This window comes from Pseudomonas sp. NPDC089407 (assembly GCF_044900445.1).
Classification (GTDB): domain Bacteria; phylum Pseudomonadota; class Gammaproteobacteria; order Pseudomonadales; family Pseudomonadaceae; genus Aquipseudomonas.
Genome location: NZ_JBJDNB010000021.1, coordinates 1 through 12,190, shown reverse-complemented (window position 1 = coordinate 12,190; position 12,190 = coordinate 1). Strand labels below are relative to the sequence as shown.

General features: G+C 63.5%; 12 protein-coding genes and 1 pseudogene. 11 read left to right on the top strand and 2 right to left on the bottom strand.

Features of this window, described 5'->3' with window-relative positions; translation table 11 throughout:
* Positions 1–73 precede the first annotated feature (73 nt).
* The 10 genes from ACI2KG_RS17010 (at position 74) to ACI2KG_RS16965 (ending at position 9,855) form a co-directional block, all read left to right on the top strand.
* Positions 74–955, top strand: coding sequence for a LysR family transcriptional regulator (locus ACI2KG_RS17010; RefSeq protein ID WP_400621694.1), 882 nt, complete (start codon positions 74–76; stop codon positions 953–955).
* A 215-nt stretch (positions 956–1,170) separates the two neighbouring features.
* Complete coding sequence (locus tag ACI2KG_RS17005; RefSeq protein WP_404662649.1) at positions 1,171–2,136, top strand: amino acid ABC transporter permease; 966 nt, start codon at positions 1,171–1,173, stop codon at positions 2,134–2,136.
* 15 nt (positions 2,137–2,151) lie between these two features.
* Positions 2,152–2,916, top strand: a complete 765-nt coding sequence (locus ACI2KG_RS17000) for an amino acid ABC transporter ATP-binding protein (protein ID WP_404662648.1) — start codon at positions 2,152–2,154, stop codon at positions 2,914–2,916.
* 60 nt (positions 2,917–2,976) lie between these two features.
* A complete protein-coding gene (locus ACI2KG_RS16995) occupies positions 2,977–3,816 on the top strand; it encodes an ABC transporter substrate-binding protein (protein WP_404662647.1) in 840 nt (279 codons plus the stop codon).
* A gap of 96 nt (positions 3,817–3,912) precedes the next feature.
* Complete coding sequence (locus ACI2KG_RS16990; RefSeq protein WP_404662646.1) at positions 3,913–5,208, top strand: NAD(P)/FAD-dependent oxidoreductase; 1,296 nt, start codon at positions 3,913–3,915, stop codon at positions 5,206–5,208.
* A gap of 19 nt (positions 5,209–5,227) precedes the next feature.
* Positions 5,228–5,698: an Lrp/AsnC family transcriptional regulator gene (locus tag ACI2KG_RS16985; protein ID WP_404662645.1), complete on the top strand. Its 471-nt coding sequence runs from the start codon at positions 5,228–5,230 to the stop codon at positions 5,696–5,698.
* A gap of 273 nt (positions 5,699–5,971) precedes the next feature.
* Positions 5,972–6,145 carry a hypothetical protein gene (locus tag ACI2KG_RS16980; RefSeq protein ID WP_201207070.1) on the top strand — a complete coding sequence of 58 codons (174 nt, stop codon included), beginning with the start codon at positions 5,972–5,974 and terminating at the stop codon, positions 6,143–6,145.
* A gap of 116 nt (positions 6,146–6,261) precedes the next feature.
* On the top strand, positions 6,262–7,446 hold the full coding sequence (locus tag ACI2KG_RS16975; protein WP_404662644.1) for an MFS transporter: 1,185 nt from the start codon (positions 6,262–6,264) through the stop codon (positions 7,444–7,446).
* Between the two features lie 465 nt (positions 7,447–7,911).
* Positions 7,912–8,763 carry a LysR family transcriptional regulator gene (locus ACI2KG_RS16970; protein ID WP_404662643.1) on the top strand — a complete coding sequence of 284 codons (852 nt, stop codon included), beginning with the start codon at positions 7,912–7,914 and terminating at the stop codon, positions 8,761–8,763.
* 96 nt (positions 8,764–8,859) lie between these two features.
* Positions 8,860–9,855 (top strand): aldo/keto reductase, encoded by a 996-nt coding sequence (locus ACI2KG_RS16965; protein ID WP_404662642.1) that lies wholly within the window; start codon positions 8,860–8,862, stop codon positions 9,853–9,855.
* On the opposite strand, the gene ACI2KG_RS16960 is transcribed toward ACI2KG_RS16965, so the two are convergent.
* Complete coding sequence (locus ACI2KG_RS16960; protein ID WP_404662641.1) at positions 9,848–11,113, bottom strand: ATP-binding protein; 1,266 nt, start codon at positions 11,111–11,113, stop codon at positions 9,848–9,850. The genes ACI2KG_RS16965 and ACI2KG_RS16960 overlap by 8 nt on opposite strands.
* A complete protein-coding gene (locus tag ACI2KG_RS16955; RefSeq protein ID WP_201204069.1) occupies positions 11,110–11,811 on the bottom strand; it encodes a response regulator transcription factor in 702 nt (233 codons plus the stop codon). Before ACI2KG_RS16955 ends, ACI2KG_RS16960 begins: the two co-directional genes overlap by 4 nt.
* Positions 11,812–12,007: 196 nt before the next feature.
* Here ACI2KG_RS16955 and ACI2KG_RS16950 point away from each other — a divergent pair.
* A pseudogene (locus ACI2KG_RS16950) lies at positions 12,008–12,190 on the top strand (outer membrane assembly protein); the annotation flags it as partial.

Below are 12,190 nucleotides of genomic sequence, written 5' to 3'. Positions count from 1 at the left end.
TAAATATATTGTTATGATGCTTAGCATCACAGTTCGTTATGAATGCAACTGGCATGAAAGGTAGTACCCCTCGATGAACCTCAAGGCATTGCGTTGCTGCGTCGAAATCGTCCGGCAAGGCAGCTTCACCAAGGCTGCGCAACACCTGCACATTGCCCAGCCGGCACTGAGCATGGCGGTAACCCGGTTGGAAGAAGAACTGGGCGTGACCCTGTTCAACCGCACCACGCGCAAAGTCATCCTTACTGCCGAAGGTGAGCAGTTTCTGCCGCGCATTGCCTCGGCCTTGCGCGAAATGGATGTCGCCCGGCAGGAACTGCGCGACATGGCCGACCTGAAGCGCGGCGAAGTGCGCCTGGGTATCCCGCCGATGTTCGGCCTGCATTACGTGCCGGGGTTGATGAACGCTTTTCGCAGGTTGTACCCGGGCATTGCCATGACCGTGTTCGAAGGCAGTGCCGAAGACATCGGCCACCGCCTGGAGCAGCGGGAAATCGACCTGGCGCTGCTGGAATCGCGACGGGTGCCGGCGGACAAGGAATCGATCCTGCTGGGCAGCGACGAGATGCTGGCCTGCATGCACCCCGACCACCCGTATGCCGGCAAGGCTTTCCTCACTGCCGAAGACCTGCGCAACACCGACATGGTGGTATTTGACCGAACCTTCGTGCAACGGCACCTGCTGGACGCGTTCTTTGCCGAACATGGGATCACCTATCAGGTGGCGCTGCAGAGCAACTTTGTCTCGCTGGTGGTGCAGGCGGCGCTGGACAACATGGGGGTCGCTACCCTGCTGCGTTCGGTGCAGCAGCGTACACCGGGCATCGTGGGCGTGCCGTTCCGGCCGGCGCAGCAGATGAGCTTCCGCCTGTGCTGGCGGTCGGGGGAGTACCTGTCTTTGGCCAGCAAGCGGTTTATTGATTTTGCCGCGCAAACGCATTACCTGGAGCGTTGATGCCAGCCTGTTCCAGCCCTTTCGCGGCTAACGCCGCTCCTGCAAAGGAATGCGCTTCTGCCGGGTCTTCAATTGCACATGTCATGGATAAGGCCCGGCAAATGCCAAGATAAACTGCTCATTCGTTACATTTCGACAGGTTCTTGCCTGCGCTTCGCCTCCCTACAATGACCTCACAACAACAAACGAGCCCAGCTCCGTGAGGCACGATCCCCATGTACAGAGACCATATCGTCAAACCGCGCGCGACCGACAACCCGGCTTTCATGGGCCTGGTCACGGCCGTTATCTTCGCCCTCGCCCTGTTCTATGGCGTGGGTGACGGCAGCCTGGCCAAGCTGATGGGCCCGATCGTGCTCGACCTGCAGGCACCGCTACTGCGCAACCTCGCCGTGGCGGGCACCCTGACCGTCACCCTGGTGTTGAACCTGTTCATTCTGGGCCGCTTTCCGCTGCGGGCCCAGGTGATCACCGTCTGGTGCGAACTGTTGCTGCTGTTCCTGCTGTTTTTCGACACCTTCGACCTGTCCTACAGCTTCATCGCCAGCAAGGTCGGCTTCATGATCACCCAAGGGGTGTTCACCACCGTCTATGTGTCGACCCTTTCGATCGCCATCGCCTTCGTCCTGGCGCTACTGGGGGCCACTGCGCGGCTGTCGTCCAACGGTTTCGCCATTGCCATTGCCAGCTTCTACACCTCCTTTTTCCGCGGTGTGCCGTTGCTGATTCAGATCTACCTGATCTACCTCGGCATCCCCCAACTGGGCTACATGGTCGGGGCTGTGCCAGCAGGCATCCTGGCCTTGTCGCTGTGCTATGGCGCCTACATGACCGAGATCTTCCGTGCCGGCATCAGCAGCATCCCGCGCGGGCAATGGGAGGCGTCGCGGGCAATTGGCCTGACGCCGTTGCAGGCCATGACCCGGGTGATCCTGCCGCAGTCGATGCGCCTGATCATTCCGCCCACTGGCAACCAGTTCATCTCCATGCTCAAGGACAGCTCGCTGGTATCGGTGATCGGTGTGTGGGAGCTGATGTTCCTCGCCCGTACCCAGGGCCGTGCCGAATTCCGTCACCTGGAAATGCTGATCACCGCCGCCGTCCTGTACTGGGTGCTGTCGATCCTGCTCGAAACCGTGCAGGCCCGCCTGGAAAAACGTTTCGACCGCGCCCATCGCTGATCGAGGAACCTGATGATGAACCAGCCTTTCACCCCCACTGCCGCCCAGGCCGCCGTATCGATCCGCGGCCTGCAGAAATGGTACGGCGAGTTTCACGTGCTCAAAGGCATCGACCTGGAAATCGCCAGCGGCGAGATCGTGGTGGTCTGTGGCCCGTCCGGCTCCGGCAAGTCCACGCTGATCCGCTGCCTGAACCTGCTGGAAGACTTCCAGAAAGGCCAGGTGCTGATCGCCGGCAACCCGCTGAACCGTGATGCAGCCAGCGTGGCCGGCATCCGCCGCCAGGTCGGCATGGTGTTCCAGCAGTTCAACCTGTTCCCGCACCTGACCGTGCTGGAAAACCTGATGCTCGGCCCGCGCCTGGTCAGCAAGCTGAGCGAGGCCCAGGCCCGCGCCCTGGCCCTGGAATACCTCGACCGGGTGCGCATCGCCAGCCAGGCCGACAAGTTCCCCGGGCAGCTTTCCGGCGGCCAGCAACAGCGTGTGGCCATTGCCCGTGCGTTGTGCATGAAGCCGCGCATCATGCTGTTCGACGAGCCCACCTCGGCGCTGGACCCGGAAATGGTCAAGGAAGTGCTCGACGTGATGGGCGAGCTGGCCCAGGACGGCATCACCATGCTCTGCGTCACCCACGAAATGGGCTTCGCCCGGCGGGTCGCCGACCGCATCATTTTCATGGACCAAGGCCAGGTGATCGAACAGGGCCAACCCAACGCGTTTTTCGACAACCCGCGCCATCCGCGCGCCAGGGAGTTCCTTTCGCAGATCCTCAGCCACTGAGGCCTGTGTCTACCGCTGTGCCAACACCACAACAACAATCGCAGACTGGAGACTTACCGAATGAACACAGTCGCACGCTTGTTCGCACTCACCGCCGTTGCCGGCAGCCTGACCCTGATGGCCGGTGCCGCCTGGGCCGGTGCCACCCTCGACCGCATCCACCAGAGCAAGGTGATGAAGGTCGCCACCGCCGCCAACTGGCCACCGCAATCGTTCCTCGGCGAAGACAACACCCTCAAGGGCTTCGACATTGATGTGGCCAACGAGATTGGCAAACGCCTGGGCAGCAAGGTGGCGTTCGTCACCCCGGAATACGGCATCATCACTGCCGGGCGCTGGTCCAACCGCTGGGACCTGTCGGTCGGCTCGATGACCCCGACCACCGAGCGTGGCCGGGTGCTCGATTTCCCCGCCATCTACTACTACACCCCATACGTGTTCGCCGTACACAAGGACGCCGCGGGCGCCAGCGCGGTCGACCTCAATGGCAAGACCATCGGCGTAGAAGCCGGCACCACCTCCGAGGACTACATCAACCGCCGCCTAAAAATCGACGCAGCGGACGTGCCGGCCTTTACCTATGAAGTCGCGCCGGGCGAGGTGCAAACCTACGGCGACAGCATGGGCCCGCTGGACGACCTGCGCATGGGCAACGGCACGCGCCTGGACGCCACTTTGTCGGCACTGCCCACCATCATGGGCGCGATCAAGGCCGGTTACCCGATCGCCCCGGTGCAAGGCAAGCCCGCCTATTACGAGCCGCTGGCCATCGCCACCGACAAGGGCGACGACGCCTTCAATGCCGAACTGGCCAAGGCCGTGGCCAGCATGAAAGCCGACGGTACGTTGAAGCAGCTGTCCGAGAAGTGGTACGGCGCCGACCTGACGCAAGTGCAGTAACCCCGGCCTCGCCTACCAACGCCCTTCAACTGGAGGGCGTACGGCCCTCCCATACCCGCAAAACCTGCAGCGCCCAGTAAAAGGATGACCCAGCCGATGTCCAGCTACAGCAACAACTACTACACCGGGACCATGCGCCCTGCCCCGCAGCGCGCCACTTTAGCCGGCGAAACCCGGGCCGATGTCTGCGTGATCGGTGGCGGCCTGGCCGGCCTTAGCGTGGCCCGTGAACTGCTGGCGCGCGGGCGCTCGGTGGTATTGCTGGAAGCGGCGCGGGTGGCCTGGGGCGCCTCCGGGCGCAATGGCGGTTTCGTGCTGCAGGGCTGGTCCGAGGGGCTGACGGCGATCGAGCGGCGCTGTGGCAAGCAGACTGCGGCGTCGTTGTTCCGGCTGTCGCTGGAGGGCGTCGATATCGTCCGCGACACCATCGCTCACCATCAGCTGCCTGGCTGCGCCGCCACCACCGGCAAGCTCAGCGTGGTGCGCTACGACGACGGCGACAAACTTCAGCGCACCCGCGACCGCATGGCCCGCGACTTCGACTTCAACATGGAGTACCTCGATACCCAGGCGCTGCGCAGCCGCCTGAACACCGACCGGTACTTCCAGGGGCTGCGTGACAGCCATGGTTTTCACTTCCACCCCTTGAACTACTGCCTGGGCCTGGCCGAACTGGTCGAACTTGCTGGTGGCCGCCTGCACGAGCAGTCGCCCATGCTGCGGGTCGAGCGCAAGCACGGTCACCACCGGGTGGTCACCGCCCAGGGCGCGGTCAATTGCAACGATGTGGTGTACTGCTGCGGCGGCTACGGTGGCTCCGAGTTTGGCCAGTTGCGCCGGGCCTTCCTGCCGATTGCCACCTATGTGGTACTGACCGAACACCTGGGTGAACGCCTACATGACGTAGTACGTACTACAGATGCGGTCGGAGACAACCGCCGCGCTTCCGACTACTACCGCATCGTCGAGGGTGATCGCCTGCTCTGGGGTGGCCACATCACCACACGCAACCTGCAGGATGAACAGCGCCTGGGGCAGTTGCTGACCCGTGACATCCTCAGCGTGTACCCGCAGTTGCAGGGTTTGAAGATTGCCAAGGCATGGTCCGGCTTGATGGGCTACGCGCGCCACAAGATGCCGCACATTGGCCCGCTGGGCCCGGGGTTGTGGGCTTGTACTTCATTTGGGGGCCATGGTATGAACACCGCACCCGTGGGCGCACGGGTAGTCGCCGAAGCGGTCTGCGGCGACAGCGACCGCTACCGCCTGTTCGATGCCTACGGCCTTGAATGGAATGGTGGGCCGTTCGGGCCGGCGGCGGCACAAACGGTGTATGCCGGGCTTAAGCTGATGGACCGCTTCCAGGAAGCCCGTGCGCAGTACAACAACTAGCACCTTACCAGGAACCGCCATGGATGCCCTGCCCCCCGGCGCGCTGTTCAAGCTCACCGAAAAAGACCGGCAACTGCTAGGCCTGCTGCAGGCCAATGCCCGCGAACCCACCGCCTCGCTGGCGCGCAAGCTGGGCGTGTCGCGCTCCGCCGTGCAGGAACGCATCAACCGCCTGGAAAACGCCGGTGTGATCACTGGCTACAGCGTGCGCATTGACCAGGACAAGCTGCAGCAGGTAATCAACTGCTTCACCATGACCTCGTGCAGCAACAAGAGCTACACCGACGTGATGACCGCGTTGCGAAAGATGGACTCAGTGCAGGCAGTGTATGCGGTGTCGGGGGAAATGGACTTCATCATCCACCTGACCACCCACACCCTGGGCGAACTGAATGCCGAGCTGACCCGAATCAACTTGATCAAGGGGGTGGCCCATACGGCTTCGCATATCGTGATGGAGACCAAGTTCAGCAAGAAGCTGACGCTTTGATTTCAGCCCGCCTCAAAGCCCTTGTAGGAGCGGCCTTGTGTCGCGATCGGGGTGCGAAGCGCCCCCAGAATTTGTGGATCAGGCGGCTATTGCCGGGGCCGCTTTGCGGCCCTTTCGCGACACAAGGCCGCTCCTACAGGGAATCTGCGTAAAGCAGCATTATGGATGTCTGAAAAATAAGCTGAAAGATGCTTGCTAGAGCGGTTTTTCATTTTAATTAGCCAGCTAATCAAGCTATTCTCGCCCGCGCCAGAACAACATCAAGGAGCAGGCATGAAGATCGAAATCGTACGCAATGAGCAGGACGCAGGCTGCAAGGTGATCATCGACGGGCACCCCGTGTCGTTCGCTGATATCCAGCACGCCCAAGCCTACGTGGACCAGTTGCAGTCCCGTCTTCAGGCCGCTCCGGCAGCCTTCGCCAACCCGGCAACCGAACCCGCCTGACCCCAGCCAGCACGCGGGGAAGCCGTTCAGCTTCCTCGACGTTGCAGCCATGGATTGACTATCATCCCGCCTTGAACGTTTCAGCATGTTTCACGCATGCCTCAATAGGGATACAGATGTCAGTCCAGGAACTACCCCCGCTCCCCAGCAAAAGCACCGTCGCCAAGATGGAAGCCGCCATGGCGCTGGGCAGCTTTGCCATCGGCACCGGCGAGTTCGCCATCATGGGCCTGATGCCCGACATTGCCAGCAACCTGCACCTGAGCGAACCGCAAGTGGGCCATGCCATCAGCGCCTATGCGCTGGGGGTGATGGTCGGCGCGCCGACCTTGGCGATTCTCGGGGCCAAACTGCTGCGCAAGCACATGTTGCTGCTGTTGATGCTGCTGTATGCACTGGGCAACCTGGCCACCGCGTTTGCGCCATCGTTCAGCGGCCTGGTGGCCTTTCGCTTCATCAGTGGCCTGCCCCATGGCGCCTACTTCGGTATTGCCGCCGTGGTGGCGTCGAGCATGGTGCCCAAGGACCAGCGCGCAGGGGCCGTGGCCCGGGTGATGATGGGCCTGACCCTGGCCATGCTGCTTGGCAACCCGGTGGCCACCTTGCTCGGCCAGTACTTCGGCTGGCGCTCCGCGTTCGTGCTGGTCGGGGTAATTGCGCTGTGTACCATCGCCATGGTCTGGCGTTATGTGCCGCAGCGTCACGATGAAGTGCGCAGTGACCCGCGCAAGGAACTGCAAGCCTTCACCCTGCCGCAGGTGTGGATGGCGCTGGCCATCGCCTCGATCGGCTTTGCCGGCATGTTCTGCGTGTTCAGCTACCTGGCGCCGACCATGCTGCAAGTGACCCAGGTGTCCCCACAGTGGATTCCGTTCGGCCTGGCAGCGTTCGGTGTGGGCGGGATCGTCGGTAACATCGCCGGCGGCAAGCTGTTCGACCGTTTGCAGTTCCGCGCGGTAGGGCTTGTGCTGGTGTGGTCGATTGCCGTGCTGCTGTTCTTCACCTTTGCCGCACAGGCATTGTGGAGCCTGCTGCTGGGCATCGGCCTGGTCGGCACCATGATTGCGCTGGCGGCGCCGCTGCAAATTCGTTTGATGGACATTGCCCATGAAGCGCCTAGCCTGGCGGCGGCCTCGAACCACGCGGCGTTCAACCTGGCCAATGCGCTAGGGCCGTGGCTGGGGGGTATGGCGATTACTGCAGGCATGGGCTGGACCAGCACTGGGTATATCGGTGCGGCGACAGCGCTGGTCGGGCTGGGCATTTACCTGGTGGCGCGGCGGATGAAAGGCGGGCATTGAGCTCAGACTTTTGGGGCTGCTTTGCAGCCCATCGCCGGCAAGCCAGCTCCCACACCGACCGCATTGGCCTCAGGCCGTGCGCGGTCCCTGTGGGAGCTGGCTTGCCGGCGATGGGCCGCAAAGCGGCCCCCCCCCCCGCGAGCTGTTCTTCGAACAACAACATCAAGCGTTTCAAGACGCGGGTGTCGATGAGCAATGTGAAGACCGGCACGTTCGTACCGACCCTGACACCTTGAAGCCTTACCGCGATTCCCTGTAGGAGTGCCATCCCCGGCGCCGCCTGCTTCGCGGGTAAACCCGCTCCCACAGGTGCAATGTGAACTCGGACATTGTACTTGACTGTGGGAGGGGCCTTGCCGGGGGCGCCGGACCGATCGGATGGGCTGCAAAGCAGCCCTGATATGCCCGTCATTGGCATAAAGGGTTACCCTACCTATTTCTAGCCTGACCACCGCTGAGCCATTCATGTTCGACTGGGAAGACCTGCGCCATTTCTCCGCCTTCACCTCGGCCGGTTCGTTGTCCGCCGCTGCCAAAGCACTGGGCGTCGACCACGCCACCGTAGCACGGCGCATCGCTTCACTCGAAGCCTCGCTCAAACTAAAACTGGTCGACCGCCGCCCGCGCGCCTATGCCCTCACCGACGAAGGCAGGCGCGTTGCGGAGCTCGCCGAACAGATGGCCACGTCGTCGTTCGCCCTGGAACACTTCGCCAGCGCCGGCCAGCACGCAGTAGAGGGCGAAGTGGTGCTCGCGGCGCCGCCGGCACTGCTCGGCAGTATCGTCGCCCGGCGCCTGGGCGAGCTGTACCAGCGCTACCCGCAATTGCGCCTGAAGCTGGTCGGCAGCAAGTCGAAGGCCTCGCTGACACGCCGCGAAGCCGACATCAGCATCGCCCTGGCCAGGCCGACCGAGCCAACCCTGGTGGTCAGCCTGCTGGGGCACCTGAACTACCGCTTGTACGCGTCGCCAGGCTACCTGGCCGGCGCCACCCCGCGCCGCTACATCGGCTACGACGAGTCCCAGGCCAGCTCGCCACAACAGCAATGGCTCAACCGCCAGGCCGGCCAGCAGCCCTTCGCGCTGCACAGCAACGACCTGCGCATCCAGGCCCAGGCCTGTGCCGGCGGTATCGGCATCGCGTGCCTGCCAGCATTCATGGCGCAGGAACATGGCCTGAAGGAAGCGGGCAAAGCCGAGCAGACCATGAGTATCGAGATCTGGCTGGCGGTGCATGAAGACGTGCGCGCCACGCCACGGATCAAGGCGGTTACCGACTTTCTCCAGCAACAGGTGCGGCCACTGCTGCACTTGTGAATTTTTGCGGATGAAACCTGCAGCAATACAAAATTTTCGCGCAAGGCTGCCAGCGTTAGGCTTACTCCATCACCAGTGCCTTTGAAGGAGACGACCATGCAATACGTAAAACTGGGCAGTACCGGGCTGGACATTTCCAGGTTGTGCCTGGGCTGCATGACCTTCGGCGAACCGGATGCCGGCACCCACCCGTGGACGCTGGGCGAAGACGCCAGCCGGCCGATCATTCGCCACGCCGTCGAGCAAGGTATCAACTTCTTCGACACCGCCAACAGCTACTCGGCCGGCACCTCGGAAATCATCGTCGGCAAGCTGCTGAAAGAGTTCACCCGCCGCGAGGAAACGGTGATTGCCACCAAGGTGTTCTTCCCCGCCAACATGTGGCAAGGCACCAGCCGGCCGAATGAACAAGGCCTGTCCCGCAAGGCCATCATGGCCAGCATCGACGCCAGCCTTGCGCGCCTGGGCACCGACTACGTCGACCTGTACCAGATCCACCGCTGGGACTACCACACCCCCATCGAGGAGACCATGGAAGCCCTGCACGACGTGGTCAGGGCCGGCAAGGCCCGCTACATCGGCGCTTCGTCGATGTATGCCTGGCAGTTTGCCAAGGCGCAGCAGGTGGCAGCCAACAACGGCTGGAGCCGCTTCGTGTCGATGCAGAACTACCTCAACCTGATCTACCGCGAAGAAGAACGCGAGATGATCCCGCTGTGCCTGGACCAAGGTGTCGGCCTGATGCCCTGGAGCCCGATGGCACGTGGGCGCCTGACCCGGCCGCACGGGCAGCAGACCGAGCGCACCCGCACCGACCTGTCCGGGCAGTCGTTCTATGAAAACACCGAAGTCGAAGACGGCCGGGTCATTGATGTGGTCGAGCAGATTGCCGGCGAACGCGGCGTACCCATGGCCCAGGTAGCGCTGGCATGGGTGCTGGGTAAAACCGGCGTTTCAGCGCCTATCGTCGGCGCCTCGAAGCCCGCTCACCTGGACGATGCGCTGGGCGCGCTGTCGTTGCAGCTGAGCGGGGACGAGGTGGCGCGCTTGCAGGCCCCTTACGTTCCGCACGCCGTGACCGGCTTCAAATAGCGCTGGCTTGTGGCAGCTCGATGCGTACCCGCAAGCCTCCGGTGGTGGCGGCCAGCGCGGTGATGCTGCCACCGTGCAGGGCGATGGCCCGCTGGGCGATCGCCAGGCCCAGGCCGAAGCCGTCACCGTTGCTGTCGGTACCCCGGTCGAACGGCTCGAAGATGCGCTGCAGGCGTGCCGGGTCGACGCCAGGGCCATGGTCGCTGACGCACACCTGCAACCACTGCCCACCCGGTGCCGGTGCGGCCTCCACCAACACCGCCGTGCCGGGCGCAGTGTAGCGCACGGCATTGCGGATGATGTTCTCGAAGGCACGGTACAGTAGCTCTTCATGGCCATGCATGAGAAACGCACCCTGCGCCAGCAAGGACACCTGGCACTGTTTCATGCTGGCCTCGAAGCGGGCATCCTCGACGATCTGCGCCAGCAGCTCGACCACATCCACGCTGGCAAAATCGCTGTTGCCCTGGCGGGACTGGGCACGGGCCAGGGTCAGCAGTTGCTCGATCAGGTCATCCATGCGCCGTGACTCGCGCTCGACCCGTTCGAGCATGTCGGGCCGGTCGGGTTGCTGACGCATCAGGCCGATGGCGGCGTGCATGCGGGTCAGCGGTGAGCGCAGCTCGTGGGAAATATCATGCAGCAGGTTCTGCTGCGCCTGCACCAGCGCCTTGAGTTGGCCGGCCATGCGGTCGCAGTCCTCGGCCAGCTCGACGATCTCGTCACGACGCTTGCCCAGCCGTGGCCTTACCCGTACATCGAACCGGCCCTGGGCGACCTGGCCCATGGCCTCACGCAGCCAGGTAAGGGGGCGGGTCAGGTACAGGCTGCACAACAGGGCGAACACCGCACTCATCAATGCGCCCGTCAGAAACGGGCCCAGGTTGCGTGGGCGCGGCGCCATGCCGACACCGGTGGCCACCGACGCCCGCAGCACCAGCGGGCGGCCGTCGCGGTCGATCAGCGCCTGCTCGAAACGCGCCGTGTGCACTGTCCTGCCTGCCAACAATCGGCCCTGATCGTCGTAAAGCCCGACCTGCACATCCGGCGATTGTGGTGACACATCGAGCAATTGCCGGCCGGCCCGTTCGCCATGGCGCTCGAGCATTTGCAGTTCGGTGGCCAGCAGCGAGCGCAACCCGGGGGTATCACCGCGCAGGTCATTGAGCATGAAAGCCCCCGCCCCCACCAGGAAGGTCAGGGTATTGGCCAGCCAGAAGGCCAGAAACAGCTTCCAGAACAGGCGCCGGCGCATCATTCGACGATCAGCATATAGCCCATGCCGCGCACGCTCTGGATCCAGCTGCTGCCGTCGGCACGGGGGCCGAGTTTTTGCCGGATGCTGCTGACGTGCACGTCGATGCGCCGGTCGTAGCGGGTCAGCGGCCGGCCCAGGGCGTTCAGTGACAGGTCTTGCTTGCTGACCAGCTGGCCAGCCTGGCGGGCCAGCGCTTCGAGCAAGCTGAACTCGGAGCCGGTCAGCTCCAGCGTAGCGCTGCCCCAATGCGCCTCGCGCCGGCCTGGCCACATTTTCAAGGCGCCGCTACGCACCTGTTCGGGCGCCTCGGGGGCACTGGCTTCGCCCATCAGGTGCGGCTGCACACGGCGCAGTATCGCCCGCAGACGTGCCACCAGCTCACCGGGAGAGCTGGGCTTGGGCACATAGTCATCGGCACCCAGCTCCAGGCCGGCGATGCGGTCGATGTTGTCACCACGGGCGGTCAGCAACAGTATCGGCACCTGGCTGCGCACACGTACACGGCGTAGCACTTCGATGCCTGAAATACCGGGCAGCATCACATCCAGCACCACCACCTGGAAATTGCCGGACAACGCCTGGGTCTCGCCCTCCTCGCCGGTGTCAACGGCCGTGGCCTGGAAGCCTTCGCGGGCCAGGTACAAAGAGAGCATTTCGGTCAGTTCGCGGTCGTCGTCGACCAGCAGCACAGGGATCATCAGGGCCAGGTATCAGGTTTGCGGGGTAGTAATGATCGCCCCGCAGGCCGGCGCTGTCACCGCCGGCCGGTCGGACTTTACACATCTTTACCCTCGGCTAACCGCGCCGTACACAGCCCGCCCGTATCCTCATCGCCCGCTGCTTGCGGGTTGCCCGCGCTTGCTCCCCTCCAAATCCGCTTGTCTGGAACCCCCGATGAACTACCCGCGCCTGTTGCTCTCCATCCTGCTGCTGAAAGCCACGCTGGCCCATGCCGCACCGTTCAGGATCGCCGACATTCGCATCAACGGCCTGCAGCGGGTTTCCGCCGGCAGCGTGTTCGGTGCCCTGCCGCTGAACGTTGGCGATCAGGCCGATGACCGCCGCCTGGTGGACTCG